At 50.2% G+C, this 26,834-nt stretch carries 2 protein-coding genes; both read left to right on the top strand.

Features of this window, described 5'->3' with window-relative positions; translation table 11 throughout:
* Positions 1-6: 6 nt before the first annotated feature.
* Positions 7-10,542, top strand: coding sequence for an SDR family NAD(P)-dependent oxidoreductase (locus tag NSQ37_RS14500; protein ID WP_341123954.1), 10,536 nt, complete (start codon positions 7-9; stop codon positions 10,540-10,542).
* Positions 10,532-26,827 carry a non-ribosomal peptide synthetase gene (locus NSQ37_RS14505; protein WP_253612965.1) on the top strand — a complete coding sequence of 5,432 codons (16,296 nt, stop codon included), beginning with the start codon at positions 10,532-10,534 and terminating at the stop codon, positions 26,825-26,827. Before NSQ37_RS14500 ends, NSQ37_RS14505 begins: the two co-directional genes overlap by 11 nt.
* Positions 26,828-26,834 lie beyond the last annotated feature (7 nt).

Raw genomic sequence — 26,834 nt, forward strand, 5'->3', positions numbered from 1 at the left:
GAAGGAATGATATCGGAAAAAATCAATATCTCACTGGATCATCCCATCATGAAGGGCCATATGGTCTTTGGTGAAGCGGTATTGCCCGGTCTTGCTTATATCGATTTGATTTATCAGGTTTTTCAGGAACACGGTTATGTATACAATGAGCTCGAATTGAAGCACGTTACGATTTATCAGCCTTTAACCGTCAGTGAAACGGCTGCAATCATTCTGACCATTCAATGTTCTGATAGCGGAGATGGAAAGTGGCTCATCTCCCTTTCAGGGCAGAAACAGCAAGGTGACGAGCTGTCAGACAATATACAATATGCGACAGCTGAAATGGTGAAAAGAGACGCTGTGACATTTGACGAAACCATTGATTTCGGCGATGTGAAGCAGTCAGGCAGATCTCTGAATCTTGATGACATGTATAACCGCTGCCTGGATCATGACTTGGTTCATTCCGGCATGATGAAATCGAACGGACGATTGTACGAAACAGAAGGCGGCATGCTGGCTGAGCTTTCTTGCGAAGAAGGAAAAGATTTCTTTTTATTCCATCCGGCCCTTTTGGATGCGAGCGGAATCGGGGCGAGCGGTTTGCTTTCTGAAACAAACCGGCTTCATCTGCCTTTATATTATGAATCGTTCACGGCCGCCGACAGGCTGCAATCTGAGTGCACGGCGCGTATCGCCGCTTCCGGCGTCCGTCAGGAAAAAGAACTCACAACGATGACGATCGAGTACTTCAGCCGATCCGGACAAAAGGTGGCGGAGCTTAAAAACATTACGGGAAAAGCGGTTCGGTTCGAAGAAGACGAGAATACAGCCGAACAGAATCAACAGGCTGCAACTGAGCCGGAAAGCACAGATGAAAAAGACATCATTCTGTTTTTAAAGAAGCTTTTGGCTGATAAGCTTGGGCAGCCTTGGGAGACGCTGGACGTTCTTGCAGGCTACTATGAGCTTGGGCTGGATTCATCTTCTTTGCTTGAGATTGTACAGGATATCAGTAAAAAGACGGGTGCGGACCTCGCGCCCACTCTTCTCTTTGAATATACAAATATAAAAGAACTCGCAGCCTATCTGAAAAAGACCGTTTCATTTGAATGTGCGGAACGTGCAGCCGAACCATCACGGTCTGAAGCTGAAGCGCCGGACGCGCCAGAACATCATAAAAACACCGGAGACATCGCGATTATCGGAATGGCCGGCCGCTATCCGAAAGCGAAAAGTGTGGCGGAGTTTTGGGAAAACCTGAAGGCAGGCACGGATTGCATCACTGAAGTTCCGAAGTCCCGATGGGATTGGAAAACATATCAAAACGTAACGTCCCCGTCTGGAAAAACAGTATCAAAATGGGGCGGTTTCATTGACGATGCCGACTGCTTCGATCCCCAGTTTTTCAGAATCTCACCGCGTGAGGCGGAAACGATGGACCCGCAGGAGCGCCTGTTTTTAGAAACATGCTGGGAAACGATTGAAGATGCAGGGTATACGCCTGAAACGCTGGGAAATAAAGGGGAGAAACAGCATCCGATCGGCGTATTTGCAGGGGTGATGCATAAAGATTATTCCTTAATCGGCGCAGAACAATTATCTGAAACTGATCCTTTTCCGGTTTCACTGAATTATGCGCAGATCGCCAACAGAGTGTCCTATTATTGTGACTTCCACGGGCCGAGCATCGCGGTGGATACCGTTTGTTCCTCATCATTGACCGCCGTCCATCTGGCCATCGAAAGCATCCGCCGCGGCGAATGTGAGGCCGCGCTTGCGGGAGGGGTGAACTTGTCGCTGCACCCGGCGAAATATCTCAGCTACGGAAGCGTGGGCATGCACTCAAGTGACGGCCGCTGCCGTACATTCGGCGAGGGCGGGGACGGCTACGTTTCCGGAGAAGGAGTCGGTGCGGTATTGCTGAAGCCGCTGGAAAAAGCCGAACAAGACGGCGACCGCATTTACGCGGTCATTAAAGGAAGCGCCGTTAACCACGTCGGGAAAGTAAGCGGAATTACCGTCCCGAATCCTGCTGCACAGGCAGAAGTCATTAAGGCCTGTCTGAAAAAAGCAGGTATCAGCCCGCGGACCGTCAGTTATGTGGAAGCCCATGGCACAGGTACTTCGTTAGGAGACCCGATTGAAATTGAAGGTCTGTCAAAAGCGTTCAGCCAAGGGACGCAGGATCAGCAATTTTGTTCCATCGGTTCGGTCAAATCAAATATCGGCCACGCAGAATCAGCGGCGGGGATCAGCGGGTTAACAAAAGCGGCGCTGCAGCTTCATCACAAAACGCTTGTCAAATCACTGCATTCTGCGGAATTAAATCCTCACCTGAAATTTGAGGAATCTCCTTTTTACGTACAGCAGCAGACTGCTCCGTGGAAGCAGCCGTCAGCTGAAGAAAACGGTAAAGTCACACATTATCCGCGCAGGGCCGGGCTCAGTTCCTTCGGTGCATCAGGTTCGAATGCCCATATCATTTTAGAAGAATACATTCAGCCTGAACAAAAAGCGCTTGCACCTGAAAACGAGGCAGCAAAACTCATCCCGCTGTCAGCAAGAAATAAAGACAGGCTTCTGGCCTATGCGGAAAAACTAGCCCGATCGCTTTCAGAAAAGACGGTGCTGTCTGAACTGGCTTATACTCTTCAGACAGGACGTGAAGCAATGGAGGAGAGAGCTGTCTTCCTTGTAAATGACATCCGCGACTTGAAAGAAAAGCTGAATGATTTCGTAAAAGGAAACGAAAACATCCCCGGTTTATGGCGCGGACAAGCTGAGCTGCCGGAGATGAGCGAAGCCGCTCCCGAGACGGACGATCCGAAACGGCTTGCCGCGTTATGGGCAGAAGGGAAAATAATAGATTGGAATAAGCTGTACGCTTCGGGTAAACCGCGTAAAACAAGCGTTCCGACTTATCCGTTTGCAAAAGAACGCTATTGGATTCCGCAGCAGAAAAAACAGGAGAAAAGCCTGTCAGGCACAGTACTGCATCCGCTTTTACAAGAAAATACGTCAGATTTTTCGCAGCAGCGCTTCACGTCTCTTTTTACGGGAGATGAATTTTTCCTATCTGACCATGTCGTCAACGGACAAAAAATATTGCCGGGCGTCGCCTATTTGGAAATGGCCGCAGAGGCGGTCAAAAAGGCTGCTGCCGTGACGGAAAAAGACCATAGCGTCACACTCAGACAGGTTGTTTGGGTCCGGCCGGTCATGATTGAAGACAAACCGAAGGAAATACATATTGCCCTTTACCCAGAAGATAATGGTGAGATTACCTATGAAATATACAGTGAGGCAGAAAACGGCGAAGATCCGGTTATTCACAGCCAGGGTGAAGCGGTCATTACCGAACCGGGCAGCGCCCAGATAGATATCGAGTCTGTCAAAGCTTCCTGCAATTTAGGAATCGTGACTGCGGAAGAATGTTACGGTGCTTTTGAGAAGATCGGTCTGGATTACGGAGAGGCATACAGGGGGGTACAGCAATTGCTGCTCGGAGAAGACCGATTATTGGCCCGTATTTCACTCCCTGCTGCCGTACATGACAAAAAAGAACAGTATACGCTTCACCCGAGTATGATGGACGCCGCTTTTCACGCATCCGTCGGTCTGCTTGTCCGATCGATACATGATGATGCAGACAGCCACGAGCTTTCTTTGCCGTTTGCGATGCAGGAAGTGGAAGTGTTCGGACCGTGCCCTGAACATATCTGGTCATATATCCGGTACACAGAAGGCAGCAAAGCAGATGACAACGTAAGAAAATTTGACATTGATATGTGCGATGATGCCGGTACGGTTTATGTCCGGATGAAAGGCGCGTCCGTCCGGGCGCTTGACACAAGCCAAACAGCGGGCGGAGAAACCTCGGAGGCGCCTGTCGGCCATACGATGCTGATTCCGGCTTGGGAGCCTGTTGCGCTTGAAAAAGCCGGGGAAGCAGCGGCGGATAAGCAGACGGCAGTATTCGGCGGAACGGATTCGAGACATACGCGCATAAAAGAACATCTGCCGAATGCTTCCTATTATCCGATCAGAGGTACGGATGATATCACATCTCTTACGCACATGCTTGAAGGACAAAAAGAACTGGAGCAAATCATTTGGCTTGCTCCGCAGGCTGAGAGTGCGGACAGCCTCAAGGAACAGGAAAGAAACGTTCTTCATGTGTTCAAGCTGATGAAAGCATTACTTGCCTTAGGGTACGGAGAAAAACGTTTGGACTGGTGCATCGTCACAGCAAATGCCCAGCCGTTTTCGGATCAAGACAGCGCCGACCCGTCACAAGCGGCAGTCAGCGGACTTGCCGGAACAATGGCGAAAGAATATCCGCATTGGCATATCCGCATGATTGACACAGAAACGGACGGCAGCTGGCCGATCGAAGAGGCGCTCAGTCTTTCTGCCGGGAAAAACGGTCAAATTTGGGCGTACCGCAATCAGCAGCTGTTTGAGCGGCAACTGATACCGCTTGACAATATGCCGAAAAACGGCACGCTGTACCAAACAGGCGGGGTTTATGCCGTGATCGGAGGCGCGGGGTATCTTGGCGAGGCATGGAGTGAATACATGATCCGCCGCTACAAAGCACGCATCATTTGGATCGGAAGAAGCACACTGAATGATTCCATACAGGCGAAACTCGACCGGCTCAGCGCATTCGGCCCGGCGCCTGAATATGTTTCCGCCGATGCCGCCGACAGTGCTTCCTTAGAGCGGGCTTATCAGTTCATAAAAGAGCGCCACACAAAAATGAACGGAATCATCCACTCGGCAATGGATCTGTCTGAGCAAAGCTTAAATAATATGAAGACAGAAGAGTTCAAATCGGTGCTGCGGGCAAAAGCCGATGTAAGTGTGTCCATGGCGGAGGTATTTGGACGGGAGCCGCTTGACTTTGCGCTCTTTTTCTCCTCGCTTGTGGCATTTATTCATAACGTGAAACAAAGCCATTATGCCGCGGGATGCGCTTTCAGTGACGCATTTGCGAAAGAACTTGATCAGACATGGAATTGTCCGGTCAAAGTGATGAATTGGGGCTATTGGGGCAACAGCGAAGCGGCTGAAGACGGTGATTTTATTCAGCTGATGGATCAGATCGGATTGGGATTGATCGAACCGGACGCTGCAATGGAGGCGCTTGAAACCCTTATGACGCTGCCGGTTGATCAGGCGGCTTTCATTCATACGACAAAACCGGTCGCAGTCGAAGGGATGAGTGAAAGAGAAAAAATTTCCGTTTATCCGCCTCAGCCGCTTGTCTTTTCACAACAGCCGAAGGTCGCTCCGCCCGGCGCACGTCTTGTTAGAGAGGCTGAACATCAGGAGCTCGATGATTATCTGTATCAGCTGTTGATCGCCCAGCTTAAAGAAGCAGACTTGCTGACGCCGCAAAGCCTTAAAGTGTATGAGCCCGAACATGAATACTTTAAAAAATGGCTCAATCAAACGATCGCTTTCCTTCTGGAACATGGCTATCTGGAAGGGAATGCGGATTCATATAAACTGTCGGCGCGAGCCGAAAACACAACCGCCTCCCTATGGAAAAAATGGGAGCGGGAAAAAGAGGAATGGCTCAACAACGCCGATACAAAAGCGATGACTGTTTTAGCCGAGACGATGCTTAAAGCACTGCCGGACATTCTGCGCGAAGACGTGCCGGCGACAGACATCATGTTCCCGCACTCTTCAATGGAACTTGTTGAAGGAATTTATAAGCACAATCAAGTCGCGGATTACTTTAACAGCGCCCTGTCAGATACATTAACGGCTTATGTGAAAGAAAACATCAGCAAACATTCAAAAGCCGAGATCCGCATACTGGAAATCGGAGCGGGCACAGGCGGCACAAGCGCAGGCATATTTGAAAAGCTTAGGCCGTATCAAAACCATATAAAAGAATACTGTTACACCGATGTATCGAAAGCTTTTCTCGTGCATGCGGAGACGGAATACGGCAAACGGAATCCTTATCTGACGTATAAGCTTTTTAACGCAGAAGCGCCGCTTGCCGGCCAGGACATAGAGCCGGGCGCATTCGATATCGTCGTTGCGGCCAATGTGCTCCACGCGACGAAAGACATCCGCCAGACGCTGAGAAACGCCAAAGCCGTTTTAAAAGACAACGGTTTGCTGCTCTTAAATGAAATGGCGGGAAACAGCCTGTTCCCGCATATTACTTTCGGACTGCTTGAAGGCTGGTGGCTGCATGAAGATTCTGCCCTTCGTATTCCGGGGTGCCCGGGCTTGTATCCGGAAAGCTGGAAGCGCGTGTTAGAAAGTGAAGGCTGGCATTCTGTCTTTTTCCCGGCAGAAGCGGCACATGAATTAAGCCATCAGATTATAGCGGCAAAAAGCAACGGCATTGTTCGCCAAAAAACGCTTAAAGCAGGGGCCGGAAAACGGACCTCTCCGCCAAAAGCAGCACATGCGCCGGAACTTCAGGCGCAAACAACGGTGCAAAAAGGCGACACGTCTTTAACAGAAAAAAGCACCGAGTACTTGAAAACGTTAATCGGAGAAACATTAAAAATTCCGCCGGCTCAAATTGATCCGAAAGCGCCGCTTGAAAAATACGGAATTGATTCTATCGTCGTCGTACAGCTGACAAACGCGTTACGAAATGTATTGGACCAAGTCAGCAGCACTTTATTTTTTGAATATCAGACGATTGAGGCGCTCGTCGCTCACTTAATCAAAACGAAAAAAGACGCGATGATCAAACTGACGGGACAAACGCCTGTTCAGGAAGAACGGAAGGCATCACCAGAACCGCAGGCTGTACAGCCTGCTAAGCCGCTTCGCACTGACTGGCGGCGGAGGGAAAAACGGGCAGCCCAAGAGACCGTCCGGCAAAGTTCGGTTCGCGACGTGGCCATCATCGGTGTTTCAGGACGCTACCCGCAGGCAAAAACAGCGGCTGAGCTTTGGGCTAATATTAAAAAAGGAAAAAACTGCATAGAAGAAATCCCGCGGGAACGCTGGAACTGGCAGGATTACTACGATGAAGAGAAAGGTAAAGAAGGCTCTATTTATACGAAATGGGGCGGCTTCATTGAGGATATGGACAAGTTTGATCCGCTGTTCTTTCAGATTTCTCCTTTGGAAGCGGAGCGAATGGACCCGCAGGAGCGATTATTTTTAGAAACGGCGTATGCGAGTATCGAGGATGCCGGCTATACGCCTGACAACCTGTGCCAAAGCAGAAAAATCGGTGTTTTTGCCGGCGCGATGAACAAAAACTACCCGACAGGCTACGGCTATTGGTCCATTGCCAACAGGGTATCTTACCTTTTTGATTTCCAAGGGCCGAGCATTGCCGTTGATACAGCCTGCTCCTCTTCTTTGACGGCCATTCATCTGGCGCTTGAGAGCATTTACAGCGGTTCAAGCGAATGTGCGATTGCCGGGGGCGTAAACATAGTGACCGACCCGATCCATTATATGAATCTGTCAGTCATGAACATGCTTTCCGCAGGCGACACGTGCAAATCGTTCGGAGACCGCGCGGATGGTTTTGTCGACGGAGAAGGGGTAGGAGCGGTCGTATTAAAGCCGTTGGACCGAGCGATTGCCCACAACGATCACATTTACGGTGTGATTAAAGGAAGCACCATTAACAGCGGAGGCAAAACGAACGGATACACCGTTCCGAATCCGAATGCGCAGGCCGCCTTAATAAAAGAAGCTTTCGAAAGGGCAAACGTCCCGGCGCGCACCGTCAGTTATATTGAAGCCCACGGTACGGGGACCGCATTAGGAGATCCGATTGAAATCGCCGGATTAACGAAAGCATTTGAAGAGGATACAACAGATAAACAGTTTTGCGCCATCGGCTCCGCAAAATCAAATATCGGCCATTGTGAAAGCGCCGCGGGCATTGCGGGTCTGACAAAAATATTATTCCAGCTCAAAGACCGCCAAATTGCGCCGTCCCTGCACGCGGAACAGCTGAATCCGAATATTGATTTCGCGTATACGCCGTTTGCCGTTCAGCAGGAGCTCGGTGAGTGGAAACGTCCCGTCATCGGCGGCCAAGAGCTTCCGAGAAGGGCGGGGTTAAGCAGCTTCGGCGCGGGAGGAGCAAACGCCCACCTCGTCATAGAAGAATATACGGCAGACAAAGAACCTGATGAGACGCCGGCAGATCAGCCCGCCATCATCGTCCTGTCCGCGAAAAACAGCGAACGGCTCACTGAAAAAGCAAAACAGCTCAGAGACGCCATCCGTGAAAAAAGATACAGCGGCCGCGACCTTATGAGCATAGCCTTTACTCTTCAGACGGGCCGGGTGCCGATGGAAGAGCGTCTCGGTTTTATCGTCCATTCACTTCATGAACTTGAGGAAAAACTGAATGGATTTATCGCCGGACAAAACAGCGCCGGACTGCACCGTGACGGCACGGAAGAAAACAAACGGATGCTTGCCGTATTTTCGGCGGATGATGATATGGAAACAATCATAGACGCTTGGATCAGCAAACGGAAATATTCTAAGCTGCTTGAGCTTTGGGTAAAAGGATTGGACATCGATTGGGCGAAATTATACGGAGACCGTCCTCCGGCCCGCATCAGCCTGCCTGCTTATCCGTTTGCAAAAGAACGCTTCTGGCATCAGCAGCCTGTACAAAGCAAGGCCGCGCCCGTTAACGCGCCGGCTGATGAAAGTGATCCGGCGGAACAGTTTGAAGTAATGGCTTTTAGAGAAGTTCTTAAAGAACAGGCTCTGCCGGCAGCCGGAGAAAAGCAAGTCAAAACGGTGATTTCTTTCTTATCTGATCAGAAGAAGCAGCAGGAAGCCATCTCTATGATCAAATCGTATGACAATGACATTGACGTTATTTTTATCGCTCAGGGAGACCGGTATGAGGCTCTGTCCGCCGGCCGCTGCCAAGTGGTGCGGGAATATCCGCAATCATATGTGAACGCTTTTGCGGATATTCAAAAAGAGTACGGTGAAGCTTCTGCCATTTTGTATTTATGGGCGCTTGAAGATAAAAGCTGCATCGAAGATTATTCATGTATCGTCCATATTCTCCAAGCAATGGCTGAGACCGGTCTGCAGCCGGAAAGGCTGTTATTGGCGGGGGAATATGCATCCGGTCTGGAAAGGTGCTACTTGGAATCATGGATCGGCTTTGAGCGTTCGCTCGGCATTGTTCTCCCGAAAACAAGTGTTACCGGCCACTTCAGAAAAGCCGGTGCGGCCATAACGGACTGGATGAGAACCATTTGGGACGAGCTGAAAGCTGAAACAGACCATACCGTTTTCTTGGAAGAGGGAAAACGATATGTCTATCACTCCGAACCAACCGGACTAACGAAAGAAAACAGCAGGATCAGAACCGGCGGAACATATCTCATTACAGGCGGATTAGGAGGGCTCGGCTACTTATTTGCCCGCCATCTCGCCCGGAACTACGAGGCAAATGTCATTCTCACGGGGCGGTCGCCGATCAATGAGGAAAAGAAAGAAAAAATGAAAGACCTGGAAAATCTCGGCGCGGGTGTTCTTTACGCCGAAGCCGATGTTTGTGATCCGATCGGAATGGGCGACTGCATCAAGCGCGCGAAAGAACGATTCGGAGCCATTCACGGCGTCATTCATGCGGCGGGCATCGAAAGCAGAACATCCGTCTTTGAAAATGAAATCGGGAATTTCCGCAGTACGCTTGAACCGAAAATAAACGGAAGCCTGCTTCTTGACGAGTGGCTGAAAAACGAAACGCCGGATTTCATCTGCTACTTTTCATCCACATCGGCTGTTTTAGGAGATTTCGGCTGCTGTGATTACGCGGTCGCGAACAGGTTCCAAATGGCGTATGCCCGCTATAAAAACGAACAATCAGAAAGCGGAAACGCTTTTGTCATCAACTGGCCGGTCTGGAAAAACGGCGGAATGGCCGTCGGCGGTGAAGAGACGACGGGCATGTACCTGAAATCAAGCGGCCAGCGCCTGTTAGAAACAGATGAAGGCATTGAGCTGTTTGAGCGCGTTATTTCTCAAGACAACACCCAGTGCCTTATCATTGCCGGCAAAAGAAGCCGTGCCGAACGATTTTTAGGTATACGGCGGGACGATTCATCAAAACCGGATGCTCTTTTGGAAACCGTGAGCCGCCGCATCCCGGAAGAAAGCACGGAAAAACGGCTCGAAGCGGATTTGAAAGAGCTGATACACAGTCTGCTGAAAATATCCAAAGATAAACTCGTCCTGCATAAAAACTGGGCGGAATTCGGATTTGATTCCATCTATTTAGCCAAATTTGCCGCTCTTTTGACGAGTCATTACGGCATTGAAGTCACTCCGGCGTTATTTTACAGCTATGCCACGCTCGGAGACGTCATCAGCTATTACTTGACAGAACATAAAGAAACGATCGAAACGTTTTACCGAACGGAAGAAACCGAAACAGAAGCCGCCGCTCCGGAAAGCAAGGAGTATACGGATCAGGAGATCATCGCCATGATGAAACAGGTCTCTGAGGGGACATTAGATTTTAAAAGAGTGCAAGACATCATAGAAGGGAGTAAGACCTATGAATCATAAAGAACTTCTCGATGCCTACAGATCAGGAACGCTCACCATCGCTGAAGTAGAACAAAAGCTTCAGGCTTTCAAGCGGACAACTGCAAAACGTCCGCTTTCTGAAGGCCAGAAAGGTTTGTGGATGCTTCAGAAAATGTTTCCGGAGATGAGCGCATATAACATTCCGTTATGCTTTCGTTTTCAAAAGCTGGATATCGAGACATTCAAAAACGCCCTTTTGTCCGTGCAGCGCCAGCACCCTATTTTGACCAGTGTGATAAAAGAGGAAAACGGCCTTCCGTATCAGATAGAAGATACGGATCGGCATTTTCCGGTTGAAGAAATGGATCTTTCTGAATTAAGCGGGCGTGACGCTCTTTCGTTTATTAAAGAAAAAGCAAAAGAACCGTTCTCGCTTGAAACCGGGCCGCTCCTGCGTGTTCAAGTATTCCGGCGGGCGAAGCGGGAGCCGATTGTGTTAATCACCATTCACCATATTATTTTTGACGGCGTCTCTCTTATGACGTTTATGTCGGCGCTGCTGGACGCTTATGCAAGCGAAGGCAAAGAACCTGTCATGCTTCAGCAGGCCGCAGATTATCATGACTTTGTGAAATGGGAAAAAGAGCTGCTGGAAAGCGAAGCGGGAAAAACGCATCTCTCTTATTGGAAAAAGCAGCTGGAAGGACCGCTGCCGGTGCTTGAGCTTCCGTCGGATTATCCGAGATCATCGGTTCAAACTTGCAAAGGGCAGGCGTATCAGCGCTTGCTTCCTGATGAACTGAACCGGCAGATTAAAGTTTGCGCCAAAAAAAATAATGTCAATGAATCCGTTGTGTATCTCGCTATTTTCAAAGGACTGCTCTATCAATATACGAATCAGGAAGATGTCATCGTCGGCATGCCGACGATGGGGCGTTCTGAGGCTCAATTTGAGTCTGTCATCGGATACTTTATTAATATGATCGCGGTCAGAAGCAGGGAGACGGGCGTCAAATCTTTTACGTCGTTTTTGAAGGAGCTGCAGCTGACACTGGCAGAAGGGCTGGACCATGCCGCGTATCCGTTTCCCGCGCTTGTCAAAGAATTGAAGACGGAACGCTCGCCCGCGGTGTCGCCTGTTTTTCAAACCGCGTTTTTCTATCAAAACTTCTTCCGGACAGAAGGAGCGGAAAAGCTGGCGGAACTATATCAATCACTCGGCATTGAAATGATAGAAGACATTCATCAGGAAGGCGAATTTGAGCTTGCGCTTGAAGTCTATAAAAAAGAAACGGGAACCGTCCTGCAATTTCTGTACAACCCGGATGTCTACAGCCCTTCTTTCATCGAACGAATGGCGGAGCATTATATGAAACTGGCAGAAAAGGTGCTTTCTGATCCGGAGATCGCTTTTGAAGCCTGTTCCGGCCTGCTCAATCAAAAACGGGATGAAAGCCGTTCATCCCATCAGCCGAATGAGCGCTGCATTCATGAAGTGTTTGCGGAAAAAGCCGGACGCCACCCTGACAGAGAAGCCGTCACATTCGGTGAAAACAGTCTTACATATCGCGAATTAGATGAACGAAGCACGGCGCTCGCTGTGTACCTGCAAGAAAAGGGCGTCACACCGGAATGCCCGGTCGGCATTTGTACGGAGCGTTCTTTTGAGATGGTCATCGGCATCCTCGCCATTTTAAAAGCGGGAGGCGCGTATGTACCGCTGGACCCGGCTTTTCCAAACGAACGGATGGCCCACGTGTTGACTGACAGCGGCGTGTCAATCGTATTAACGCAGGAAAAGACGCGCGGCATGATTGAACAGTTGGCCATCGGCGGTGTAAGCACGGTGGAAATTGAAAACAGCGGACGTTCTGCGAGCGGGGCAAAACTGACGCCGCGTTCAAAACCGCATCATCTCGCTTATATTCTATATACGTCCGGAAGCACGGGAAAACCGAAAGGCGTCATGGTTGAGCACAGGGCCATCATGAATACGCTGCAGTTTTTGGAAGCTGAGTATCCGGTCGCACAAGAGGATGCCTATTTGTTAAAAACGAATTACGTATTTGACGTTTCGATTTCTGAATTATTCGGCTGGTTTATCGGAAACGGACGGCTTGTCATTTTGCCGCCTGGTGCAGAAAAAAATCCGCAGCTTTGCATGGAATATATCCAAACCCACCAGGTCACGCATCTGAATTTTGCGCCCGCCGTGTTTAATGTATTTCTGGAAACGGTAAAGCGGCATACGGCATTTACAGAAGACGGCCCTGTGAAATATGTGATGGTGGCCGGAGAGGCGTTTCCGAAAGATTTAGTTAAAAAGTCAGTTTCCATCTTCAAACATGCGAGAATTGAAAACATATACGGCCCGACGGAAACATCCATTTATGCCGCTTACTACAGCTGCGGCCAAAAGGAAATCACAAGCAGGAATACGCCGATCGGGAAACCGATTCACAATACGCGGCTTTATATCGTTGATGAAAAGCTCAGCCCCGTCCCTGACGGTGTGGCCGGGGAGCTTTGCGTGGCCGGCGCCGGTCTGGCCAGAGGCTATTACAATCAGCCTGAGCTGACGGCGGCATCATTTATTGATAATCCGTTTAGTGAAGGAGAAAAACTTTACAAGACAGGTGATTTGGCCAGATGGCTGCCTGACGGAAATATAGAATATGCCGGCCGGATTGACAGTCAGGTGAAAATTCGCGGCTTCCGCATCGAATTGGGAGCGATTGAAACGAAATTGAGCGAACATCCGGACATTCTTGATCAGGCGGTTGTGGTTCAGGAAAAGAACGGACATAAAAAGCTGATTGCTTATTATACGGCCCGCTCCGGTCATACGGCAGACGAAAAAGCGCTCCGCAACCATCTTTTATCGAGTCTGCCGGATTATATGGCGCCTGCCCATTTTATCCGCCTGGATGCACTGCCGTTAACACCGAGCGGAAAAGTGAACCGCAAAGACCTAAAACAGCGCAAGGTAATCGTTCACCGGTCTGAAAAGACGGGCAGACTGCCGTTATCAGAAGCGGAAGCGAAAGTGACCGCAATATGGGAAGACCTGCTGAATACGGCGGGCATCAAAATCGAAGACGGCTTTTTCGATGTGGGAGGCGACTCGCTTCTGGCTGTTGCGGCGGCAGAACGCATTAAACAGGAGCTGGAATGCGATTTTACCGTCACGGATTTATTCGAACACTCTACCATTCAGGCGATCAGCCGATTTATTGTTGAAACAAAACAGGCGGCTGAATCAGTGGCGCCCGGCCAAGATGAGAGAGAAAGAGAACAAACACCGCAAAACGGGGTGCCGTCTTACTTTGATGACAGTGTGGCGATAGTGGGGATCTCCTGCCAGTTCCCCGGTGCGAAAAATCATCATGAGTTTTGGAAGCAGTTAAGAGAAGGAAAGGAAAGCGTCCGCTTCTACTCGGAAGAAGAAATTCGGGAAGCCGGCGTGCCTGAAGATTTGATCGAAAATCCCGACTATGTGCCGGCATTATCGACGATAGAAGGAAAAGATCTTTTTGACCCTGAGTTCTTTCACATTTCTCCGAAAGACGCAGAATTTATGGATCCTCAGCTTCGGCTTCTGCTGCTTCATTCTTGGAAAGCCGTCGAGGACGCGGGATATGTATCGAAAGAGATTCCGAAGACAAGCGTATATATGTCGGCAAGCAATAATTCGTATCGGTCGCTTTTGCCGGAAAAAACGACAGAAGGCCATGAATCTCCCGACGGCTATGTGTCATGGGTGTTAGCGCAGAGCGGCACGATTCCGACGATGGTTTCCCATAAGCTCGGATTAAAAGGGCCAAGCTATTTCGTTCATTCCAATTGCTCATCATCATTAGTCGGTCTTTATTCAGCCTACAAAAGCATAACGAGCGGAGAATCGGAATACGCGCTCGTCGGCGGAGCAACTCTGCATGCAGCGACCACCATCGGCTATGTGCACCAAAACGGATTGAATTTTTCAAGCGACGGGCATGTCAAAGCATTTGACGCTTCAGCCGACGGTATGGCGGGCGGAGAAGGAGCGGCCGTCATTCTGCTGAAAAAGGCGTCACAAGCCGTTCAGGACGGAGATCACATATACGCCATGCTCAGAGGCATCGGTCTTAACAATGACGGAGCGGATAAAGTCGGTTTTTACGCACCGAGTGTAAAAGGTCAGACTGACGTCATCCAGCATGTTTTAGACAGCACGAATATTCACCCGGAGACGATTTCCTATATCGAAGCGCACGGCACAGGAACGACATTGGGTGATCCGATTGAAATGTCCGCGCTGCAGCAAGTGTATAAACGTTACACGGACCGGGAGCAGTATTGCGGGATCGGCTCCGTAAAAACGAATATCGGACATTTGGATACAGCAGCAGGTCTGGCCGGGTGCATCAAAGTCGCCATGAGTTTATATCATCGGGAGCTGGCGCCTACCATTAATTACACGTCACCGAATCCGAATATCAAATTCAGCGGTTCGCCGTTTTATGTGGCGGATAAGAGAAAACCGCTGCCGGAGAGAGAGACGCCGCACCGCGCAGCGTTAAGCTCATTCGGACTCGGAGGAACAAACGCACACGCCATTTTTGAACAGTATGAAAACAAAACGATCAGCGGATCAAATGACGGACAGCCGCCTTATATCGTTCCGCTGTCAGCGAGAAATAAGCAGCGTCTTACTGCCTATGCATCCTGTTTATCCGGCTTTCTGGATGAAGCCGAAAACGATGTTTCCTTGCATGATCTGGCATTTACGTATCAGACCGGACGTGAAGCGATGGAAGAGAGAGCCGTTTTTATCAGTCATGATCGTCACGATTTGAAGCGTCAGCTGCAGGATTTCATCAACGGCAATGACCAAAACATCTTACGGGGCGAAAAAGTGAGAAGCAGAGAAGTGTCAGCTCAGGAGATGGAAGAGCTTGCGGCATGTCAGACACGGGATGAAAAGCTGAAAGCACTCGCGGCGCTCTGGCTTGAAGGAGCGCGTGTCGATTGGGGCTTATTGTATCCGGATTCCGCGCCGCAAAGAATCAGTGCGCCGACCTACCCGTTCGCAGAGGAGCGCTTCTGGCCGGAAGAAACCGTGAAGCAAACGGATACCAAGCTTTTGCATCCGCTGGTACATCAGAATACATCCGTCTTGCAGGAGCAGCGGTTCAGTTCGGAATTCACGGGAAAAGAGTATTTTATTGCCGAGCATATCATTAAAGGAATGGCGATCGTGCCGGCTGCCGTTACCCTTGAGATGGCACGGGCCGCGGCGGAGAAAAGCATCGGCGGGGCAACAGAGGAATCTCTGGGCCTGCGCTTAAAGAATATTGTATGGGTCCGTCCGGTGATAGCCGATCAGGAGGCTGTCCGTGTCCATATCGGACTTTATGAAGAAGAGGACGGACAGATTCAATACAGAATGTACGGGGATAACGATTCTATCGGTGAAGAAGCTCCTCTTTATAATCAGGGCATCGCTGAAATCATCCGGAAGGAACCGGAGGAAGCGGCGGATATTGAGCAGCTGAAGCGCCGGTGCACACAGGGAACAATCGAATCTCAAGCGTTTTACAAAGGAATGATCGGTGCTGATTACGGGCCGGGTTACAAAGGGGTGCAGCTTGTATACAAAGGCGAAGACCGGCTGCTTGCTAAATTGAAGCTTCCTGAATCCGTCTCTCATACAAAAGCTGATTATATCCTTCATCCGAGTATGATGGACGGTGCGCTTCAGGCCGCCGAATATTTGCAAAACGTGACGAGAGCGCTGCTTGCAGAAAGCGGGGAACCATTCAAAGCCGCATTGCCGTTTGCTTTAGAGGAGCTGGACGTTCTGAATCCGTGCGCTGATGATATGTGGGTGCACGTCACGTTCAGTGCGAACAATAAAGCCGGCGATCCTATCCAAAAAGCCGATATTGATTTATATGACAATAACGGCGGGCTTTGTGTGCGGATGAGAGGTTTCTCAACACGGATCATGGAAGAAAACGCGGGTGCAGGCGATCCTGTCAGCCGTACGGACACATTGCTCGCTGAACCGATCTGGAAAGAGCAGCCGGAACCGGCGGACCACGAGCCAACGTATGAAGAGCATATTATTTTCCTTTGTGAGTACGATGAAGCCGTAAAACAGGCCGTGGAAGCAAAGCTTGAACATGCAAGCGTCATTATCTTGGACGATCGTCCCGCATCTATTGCAGAGCGGTATCATTCTTATGCGGGCCAGCTGTTTGACCATATCAAAACCATAATGAAAGGCAAGCCGAAGGGCAGCGTTCTTTTTCAGGCTGTTACGCGGTCAGCAGGCTTACAGCGGGTGTTCTCAGGCATTACCGGCCTCTTCAAAACCGCATGCCTTGAACATTCCAAGCTGATTTGTCAAATGATCGAAGCCGAGGAGAAAGAAAGTGCTGAAGGCATAGCGGAAAAAGCGTCCGAAAACCGTATGCATGCCGAAAGCGTCCATGTGAAATATGAAAACGGCAAGCGCTTTGCCGCTGATTGGGAAGAGATGGATATTTCTCAAGCGGAGCCGGATATTCCGTGGAAAGACGAAGGCGTTTATCTCATTACAGGAGGTGCGGGAGGTTTAGGTCTGATCTTTGCAAATGAGATCGCAAACTGTACAAAAGATGCCGTCATCATACTAACCGGCCGGTCCGCTCTCAGAGAAAAGCAGAAAGACATGCTGGAAACAGTACGTGCTGCCGGCGCTTCTGTTTTCTACGAGCAGACCGATGTCACGGACGAAGCAGAAGTATACCGATTGATCCGCAATATCCGCAAACGGCATGGCAGGCTGGACGGGATTGTTCACAGTGCCGGCATTATAAAAGACAACTACATGGTGAAGAAGACGGCAGAGGAATTCCAACATGTTCTCGCTCCGAAAGTGAAGGGTCTTGTGTATCTTGATGAAGCGTCACAACATGAGAAATTAGATGTCTTTATTGTCTTTTCATCCTTATCAGGTGTGCTTGGAAGCGTCGGCCAGGCTGATTATGCGTCTGCAAATGTCTTTATGGAGATGTATGCCGAGTACCGCCGTTCTTTACAAGCCGCAGGACAAAGATACGGAAAGACGCTTTCTGTCAGCTGGCCGTTATGGAAAGAAGGCGGAATGCAGGCAGGAAAGCAGACGGAAGATATGCTGATGCAGGAGGCGGGAATCGCACCGCTCGGCACAGATGCCGGCATCAAGGCTTTATATCAAGGCTTGATGAGCGGGACAGCCCGGATGACGGTTCTTGAAGGAGATGTGAAACACATGAAAGCAAAACTGTTCCGCAAAGAGAATGATCATCCGGAAGCAGAGACCGGCGTACGTCATGACATTGATGCTGACAGCCTGCTTGAAAAAGTGAAGCATCTGTTAAAACAGCAGACGGCCTCACTGTTAAAAGTAAACATTGACAAAATTGATCCTCATGAAGAAATGACAAAATACGGGCTGGATTCCATCTCGATGACTGAGTTTACGAACCAGTTAAACAAAACGTACCGGCTTACGTTAACGCCGACGATTTTCTTTGATCATCCGACAATCCATGAATTTGCCGTTCATTTAATCAGTGAATACGAAGAGGAATTTGCCGGACGGTTTGCGGTAAATACAAAAACGGTTCAATCGGCAAGACCGGTAAAAGAGACTCAAATCACGCGCCCGGCCGTTAAGCGACGACGCACTCTGCCTGAGACACTTCCGCAGACAGTGCAGCGGGGCCAAGGGCCGGAACCGATCGCAATCGTAGGCATCAGCGGGATTTTCCCGATGGCAGAAGACATTGAAGCTTTCTGGCAGAACCTGAAAGAAGGCAAAGACTGCATGACCGAGATTCCGAAAGACCGCTGGGACTGGCGGGACTATTACGGGGATCCCGCAAAAGAAGCCAATAAAACAAACGTCAACCAAGGCGGGTTTATTGACGGAATTGCTGAATTTGATCCATTATTTTTCGGGATTTCACCCCGGGAAGCGGAGCAAATGGACCCTCAGCAGCGCCTCTTGCTGACGTATGCGTGGAAAGCGATCGAAGATGCCGGGTATGCGTCAAAGAGTCTCTCAGGCACAAAGACAGGTGTGTTTATCGGGACCGGAAATACCGGCTACGGTTCGCTTTTAGCCAAGACCGATGCGGCGATTGAAGGGTCATCCGCGGCGAATACAAGTCCGTCTGTCGGACCGAACCGTGTCAGCTATACGCTCAATCTGCACGGGCCGAGCGAACCGATTGATACCGCCTGCTCAAGCTCGCTCGTTGCCATACACCATGCCGTTTCTTCAATTGAAGAAGGAACGTGCGACATGGCTTTGGCGGGAGGAATCAATACGATTGTTCTTCCGGATGTGTATATCAGCTTTGATAAAGCGGGCGCGCTGAGTAAAGAAGGAAGATGCAAAACGTTCTCTGATCAGGCTGACGGTTTTGCCCATGGTGAAGGAGCCGGTCTCTTTTTCCTCAAAAAGCTGAAAGCCGCTGAGGCGGATGGGGACCATATTTACGGCGTCATTAAAGGAAGCGCGGTGAATCACGGCGGCCGCGCGGCATCTTTAACAACGCCTAACCCGAAACAACAGGCGGAAGTCATTAAAGCCGCATACAAAAAAGCGGGCATTGATCCGAAAACAGTCTCTTATATCGAAGCGCACGGCACCGGAACAGAACTGGGAGATCCCCTTGAAGTTAACGGACTGAAACAAGCGTTCAGCTCGTTTGCAGACGGAAAAGAGAAAGCGGCCGCCTATTGCGGCTTAGGGTCGGTCAAAACGAATATCGGCCATTTATCCCTTGCCGCGGGAGCAGCGGGCATTATTAAAATTTTGCTGCAGATGAAGCATCGGACACTAGTAAAAAGTCTCCACTGTGAGACGGTAAATCCGTACATTCAGCTTGAAGACAGCCCGTTTTATCTGGTGCGGGAGACAATGGAATGGAAGACGCAGACGGACGAACGCGGAAACGAACAGCCTCGCCGCGCGGGCATCAGCTCATTCGGCATCGGAGGCGTAAATGCCCACGTCGTCATCGAAGAATACATTCCAGAAGACAGAGAGGAAGCAGATGATTCTCATATCGACCCATGTCTTTTCGTTCTGTCCGCCAAAAATGAAAAACGCCTGAAAGAGCAGGCAAAACAGCTGAAACGTGCGCTTACTGAAAAACGGTACGATCAATCCTCCCTCGTTTCTATGGCATATACCCTCCAAATCGGAAGGGACGCCATGGAAGAACGTCTGGCGGTTATTGCCGGATCTGCAGAAGAACTGCAGGAAAAACTGTCACAGTTTATCACTGGAGATAAGCACGCGGACTTGTACAGAGGAAGAATCGACAAAGGCACGCTGCAAATGCTGACGGAAGATGAAGAAATTCAAGAAGCCGTTGAAAAATGGATGGCACGCGGCAAATACGCGAAGCTGCTTGAATTATGGGTCAAAGGACTGAACGTCGATTGGGCGAAGCTGTATGGAGACCGTCCGCCTAAACGCATGAGCCTGCCGTCGTATCCTTTTGCAAAAGACCGCTATTGGGCGGCAAAAAGCACCGGAAAACACGAAAAAACAAGCACTGTATCTGCGGGAAAACAAGACGCGCTTCATCCGCTTCTGCACAGAAATACTTCAAACCTTGCAGAACAGCGGTTCAGTTCAATCTATACAGGAAAAGAATTTTACCTTGCGGACCATGTTGTAAAAGGCGTACCGATTTTACCGGGTGTGGCACATCTTGAAATGGCGCGCGCAGCAATGGAACAGGCATCTGAAGTTCCGGCCGGACAAGGAAGCGTCAAGCTTAAGAATACGGTTTGGGTGCGGCCGATCACCATTGAAGACGAGCCGGTTCATGTCAACATCCGTCTCATTCCTGAAACGGCAAATGACGTTCAATTCGACATTTACAGCGGCCGGGAAACAGATCAGCCGTCCGTTTACAGCCAAGGGGCAGTATCAGTCCGCCCTGATGCCGAGGCACCGGTCATTGATCTCCAAAAGCTGAGATCACAATCCGCCGAGACACCGTTTTCTGCAGATGAAGTGTACGATATGTACCGCAAAATCGGTTTTGATTACGGCCCGGCTTTCCGGGGTGTCAAAGCGATTTATACAGGTGATGATTTCGTATTGGGCAGACTGTCACTTGATGCGGCTTGTGCGGACACGGTACAGGAGTATGTCATGCATCCGGGCTTAATGGACTCTGCATTGCAGGCATCAAGCATATTAACCGGAACAAATGATGAAAAACTGATGCTTCCGTTTGCGGTTCAGGAGCTTGAAGTATTCAGCGCATGCGCTGCCGAGATGTGGGTTTACGCCAGACTTTCTGAAGACCACAAAGCCGGCCAGATTGAAAAACGCGATCTTGATATTTGTGATGAAAACGGCAAGGTGTGCGTAAGGCTGAAAGGTTTGTCATTCAGAATGGCTGAAAAAGAACCTGAGAAAAAAGAAAAAGCTCCGGAAACGCTCATGCTTGAGCCGGTATGGACCCGAAGCGATGAAACCGCCGTTCAAACGGAACCGGTTTTTGCCCGGCATATCGTGTTGCTTTGTGACACAGACGCCGGATTGAAACAAGCCGTTGAAGCCGCGGGAGCTGAATGTATTGAAATGACCTCCCGGCACGGGAAAGCGGCGGCGCGCTTCCGTGATTATACAGGACGGATATTGGAGACGCTGCAAAAACTGCTGAAGGAAGAGACGGATGGAGACGTCCTCATCCAGACGGTTCTCTCTAAAACAGATAAGCATCAGCTGCTCTCAGGCATTTCAGCTTTGTTAAAAACAGCCGGCCTGGAACATAAAAAACTGAAAACCCAGCTGATTGAAATAGAACCGGCGGAAAACGGCAGAATCACAGACATCATCAGAGAAAATAAAACACGGGCTGATGACAGCCATATCAAATATGAAAACGGCATCCGATACAGCGCAGATGTCAAAGAAACGGCCGTGTCCGGCGGCAAAATACGCATTCCGTGGAACGACGGAGGCATTTATCTCATTACCGGAGGAGCCGGGGGCTTAGGCTTTATTTTCGCGAAAGAAATCGCCCGCAAAGTCAAAGAGCCGACACTGGTTTTGACAGGCCGTTCCGCGTTAAGCGAGAATCAGCGGATGCAGCTGCAATCGCTTGAATCACTCGGAGCAAAAGCGGAATACAAGCAGGCTGACGTAACAAACGCTCAAACTGCGGCAGACCTGGTCAAAACAATTGAGACGGAATATGGCGGCCTTCACGGCATCATTCATAGCGCGGGTGTGATGAAAGATCAATATATCGCAAAGAAAACAACCGAAGAGTTTTACAGTGTATTGGCTCCTAAAACGGACGGATTTGTCAACCTTGATGAAGCAACCGAGCATTTAGCGCTGGACTTTTTTATCGTTTTCTCATCCATTTCCGGCGTCACCGGGAATGCGGGACAGGCGGATTATGCGGCAGCAAACGCATTTATGGACGGCTATGCGGCATACCGCAACGCACTGGTTACCGCAATGTACCGCCACGGTCACACATTGTCGGTCAATTGGCCGCTGTGGAAAAACGGCGGAATGCAAGTCAATGAAGAAATGGCGAAGCTCACCGAAAAAAGAACCGGCGTAACGCCGATGCGCACTGAGACTGGAATAGAAGCTCTTTACAAAGCATGGAGCACGGGAAAAACAAGCGTGCTCGTCATGGAAGGAAACCGCGCCGTAATGCGGGAAAAGCTGCTTCAAAAGACTCCTGCATCCGCTTTTGCACCGGTTAAGAAAACGGGTGAAATGCCTGCGCCTAAAGACCTGACGGCAAAACTTCAGGAATTGCTGGCAAAAGAGGTTTCCGGGCTTCTGAAAATAAACATTGAAGAAATCGATATCGAATTGGAGTTCAATCAATACGGATTTGATTCCATTACGCTGACGGAATTCGCCAACAAGCTGAATGACACTTATCAGCTTGATCTGACACCGACTGTATTTTTTGAATATGCGACGATTCAAGCCTTGGCGCATCATTTAGCAGAAGACTATCAAACACAATTTGCCGGCAGCACACAGCCGAAAGAAGAAAAACAAAGCAGCGTAACTGATGATGGCGGTATCAGACTGGCAGGGAACAAACGATTTGCAAAAACTGCCGTACAGCCTGTTCAGACTGCGGCTGAACATAAACCGGAACCGATCGCTATTGTCGGCATGAGCGGAGTGTTTCCGAAGGCCGCAAATATTGATGAGTATTGGCGCAACTTAGAAGAAGGAAAAGACTGTATAACAGAGGTGCCGGCGGATCGCTGGGACTGGCGTGAGTATTACGGTGACCCGCTTAATGAAGCCAACAAAACAAATGTAAAGTGGGGCGGATTTATTGACGGAGTTGCGGATTTTGATCCGCTGTTCTTCGGAATTTCACCGCTGGAAGCCGAACAGATGGATCCCCAGCAGCGCTTGTTAATGATGTATGCGTGGAAGGCGATAGAAGATGCGGGATATTCCGCTAAAAGCCTTTCCGGCACGAAAACAGGCCTGTATATCGGCACGGGGAATACCGGATACGGCTCACTGTTTTCCGACCTGGATATCGGCGGTGCGTCAGCCGCGAATATGAGTCCGTCAGCGGGGCCGAACCGCGTCAGCTATATGCTTAATCTGCACGGGCCGAGTGAACCGATCGACACGGCTTGTTCCAGCTCGCTGGTCGCGATTCATCACGCCGTATGCGCCATTGAAAACGGGAACTGCGATATGGCGATCGCCGGCGGCGTGAATACCGTCGTCACACCGCAAGGCCACATCGCTTATGACAAAGCCGGCGCTCTGAGCAAAGAAGGGAAATGTAAAACATTCTCCGACAGGGCGGACGGATTTGCCGTCAGTGAAGGTGCCGGAATTCTGTTTTTGAAAAAGCTGTCAGAAGCGGAAAAAGCGGGCGATCATATCTACGGTGTCATTAAAGGCAGCGCGGTCAATCACGGCGGACGTGCGAACTCCTTGACGACGCCGAATCCGAAAGCCCAGGCGGAAGTCGTCAGAACGGCTTATGACAAAGCAGGCATTGATCCGAGAACAGTCACTTATATTGAAGCGCACGGAACCGGAACGGAGCTTGGCGATCCGGTCGAAATCAACGGCCTGAAATCCGCCTTTCAAAAGCTGTACGAAAAAACAGGCGATTCCGCCGTTTACGCGAGTCACTGCGGTCTGGGATCGGCCAAAACCAATATCGGCCACCTGTCACTGGCAGCCGGTGTCGCGGGTGTGATCAAAGTGCTGATGCAGATGAAGCATAAAACACTTGCAAAAAGCCTCCACAGCGAGGTCATCAACCCGTATATCAAGCTGAAAGACAGTCCGTTTTACATCGTACAGGAAAAAAGAGAATGGACGGCATTGAAAGACGAAAACGGCAATCTTCTGCCGCGCCGTGCGGGAATCAGTTCTTTCGGCATCGGCGGCGTAAACGCCCATGTCGTCATTGAAGAATATATCCCGAAGGAAGAAAGAAAAACAGCTGTTTTCACACACCCTCAAATCTTTGTGCTGTCGGCCAAAGAAGAAGAGCGTCTGCAGGAACAGGCGCAGCAGCTGGCGCAAGCTTCTTTTACGGATGCGGATCTTGCCGATGTTGCTTACACGCTTCAGCAGGGGCGTGATGCCATGGAAGAAAGAGCGGCCATTATCGCTTCCTCGGCTGAAGAACTGCGGGACAAGCTAAAGAGCTGTGCGAAAGGACGTTATGATATAGCGGGCATTTATAAAGGAAAAGCGGGTAAAACCTCCCTGAAATCCATTCTGGCAGGCGCAAACGGGGGAGCGGATATCGAAGAGCTGATAAGCCGCCGAGAGAATGACAAGCTTGCGGAATTATGGGTGCAGGGCGCGGATATCAAATGGGACGGCCTATATTCTGATATCAAGCCTCAACGGATGAGTCTTCCTGCTTACCCGTTTGCGAAAGAGCGGTACTGGATCACGGATAATCGGCCGAAAGCAGAGAAACCGCAAGCTGTGCCGACGTCGCGGGTGCTGCACCCGCTGCTTCACGAAAATGTATCAGATTTAACAGAGCAGCGGTACCGATCCGAATTTACGGGACAAGAGACGATTTTCACCGATCATCTTATTAAAGGCAAGCCGGTTATGCCGGGCGTTGCCTACTTGGAAATGGCTAGGGCGGCGGTTGCTCAGGCACTCAAAGGGCAAAAGGAACGTCCATCTGTCACCCGCCTGAAAAACATCGTTTGGGTTCGGCCGATCGAAGCGGGAAACCGCCCGATTGAAGCGCAGATCAGCCTGAACCCGAGGGAAAACGGTGAAATCGTGTATGACGTTTACACGGATTCACAAACAGAAGCAAGCGGCAGGCAGATACACTGTCAGGGGGCTGCCGGCATTCTCAGCGCCGGGGAGGCTCCGCACCGTGATATAGGCGCACTGAAAGCTCAATGCGGCCTCAGTATACTGACTTCTGAACAGTGTTACGGCTTATTCAGCAAAATCGGCATTGACTACGGTCCCGGACAACAAGGAATTCAGCAGATTCATATCGGAAGCAATCAAGCATTGGCTGAGCTCCGGCTGCCTTCCTTCCTCGAAGAAACGGCAGATCAATACGTTCTTCACCCGTGTATGCTTGATTCAGCTTTGCAAGCGACAATCGGTCTGAAGCTGCACGCAGATGATAACCAGCTGTCACTGCCGTTCGCCCTTGAAGAACTGGACATTTTCAGCCCGTGCACGACAAGCATGTGGGCGTATGTCAGCTCCCGGGGAACGGATGAAAAAATACAGCGTATGGACATTGACTTATGCGATGAGACAGGCCGGGTCTGTGTCAGAATTAAAGGGATTTCTTCCAGAATGATGGAAGGCCCCGCGCCGGAAACATCATTAAATGGAGCAAACCTTCTGGCTCCGGTGTGGGATCTCGCGGAATTCCGTGATCAAAGCCCGGCATATCAGACGGAAGAGGTTGTCTTTATCGCGGGGGATGAGGAAAGCGCGGCTTTTCAATTGCATCATCCTTCTGCGAAACGGCTTCATATCAACCCGGAGGATGAAATAGAGGCTGTTGCGGCTGAACTGAAAGCAACAGGGTCTTTCGGGCATATCGTATGGATCGCTCCTTTTCACAGCGCTGATGACATGGTAAAAGCTCAGGATGCGGGCGTCATCCAGATGTACAGAGTGATTAAGGCCATGCTTGCTTTAGGATATGGAGGCAAGCGAATCAGCTTGACTGCAGTCACAATAAAAACACAGTCCGTACAGCCGGCGGACATTATTGATCCGGCTCATGCAGGCATTCACGGTTTGGTCGGCTCGCTCGCAAAAGAATATCCGAACTGGCAAACAAGGCTGATTGATGCCGGCTGTCCGGAAGATGTTTCAAAGGCGGAGCTGTTCTCAGCGCCGTTTGATGAGCAAGGCAATACATGGGCGTACCGGAACAATCACTGGTACAAACAGCGCCTTATTCCTGTACAGCAGCCGGTGTCAAGCCGGCCCGCCTACCAAAAAGGCGGCGTTTATGTCGTTATCGGCGGTGCGGGGGGCATCGGCGAGGCATGGAGCGAATATGCTGTGAAAACGTATCAGGCGCGAGTCGTTTGGATCGGCAGACGAAAACATAACAGCGCCATCCAGGAAAAAATCGACAGACTCAGCCAATTCGGCCCGGCGCCGATTTATATTGAAGCTGACGCGGCAAATCCGAATGAGCTCACACGGGCGTATGAAACGATCAAACGCACGCACCCGCAAATTAACGGAATCATCCATTCCGCAATTGTTTTAGAGGATCAGAGCCTGGCAAATATGCCGGAAAGCCGTTTGAAAAGCGTGCTCGCTGCGAAAGTCAATGTCAGCGTGAATATGGCCCGCGTGTTCCGAAATGAGCCGCTGGACTTTGCTTTGTTCTTCTCATCTGTTCAATCATTTGCACGAGCGGCCGGACAAAGCAATTATGCTGCCGGATGCAGTTTCAAAGATGCCTTTGCCGCTCATTTGGCTCAAGTTCGGCCGTATTCGGCGGCAGTGATGAATTGGAGCTACTGGGGCAGTGTCGGAATCGTATCATCTGCCGACTATCAAGAACGGATGAAACAGGCGGGAGTCGGATCAATTGAAGCGCCGGAAGCAATGGCGGCGCTTGAACGATTGCTCGGCGGCCCGTTGAATCAGTTCGTCATGATGAAACAGGCGGAAGAGCCGGAGGAAAAACCGCAAGAAATGATAGAAGTATACCCTGAACATCACGGCTCGGCGATGCAAAAACTGCGAAGCTATCAGCCTAAAGTAACAAGACATGTACAACAATTGAGTTAAGGAGGGG

It is taken from the genome of Bacillus sp. FSL P4-0334 (assembly GCF_038004825.1).
In the GTDB taxonomy this organism is placed as follows: Bacteria; Bacillota; Bacilli; order Bacillales; family Bacillaceae; genus Bacillus; species Bacillus velezensis.

Coding starts and splice junctions, on each gene's coding strand:
- NSQ37_RS14500 (WP_341123954.1), top strand. CDS start 7: ATGATATCGGAAAAAATCAATATCTCACTGGATCATCCCATCATGAAG.
- NSQ37_RS14505 (WP_253612965.1), top strand. CDS start 10,532: ATGAATCATAAAGAACTTCTCGATGCCTACAGATCAGGAACGCTCACC.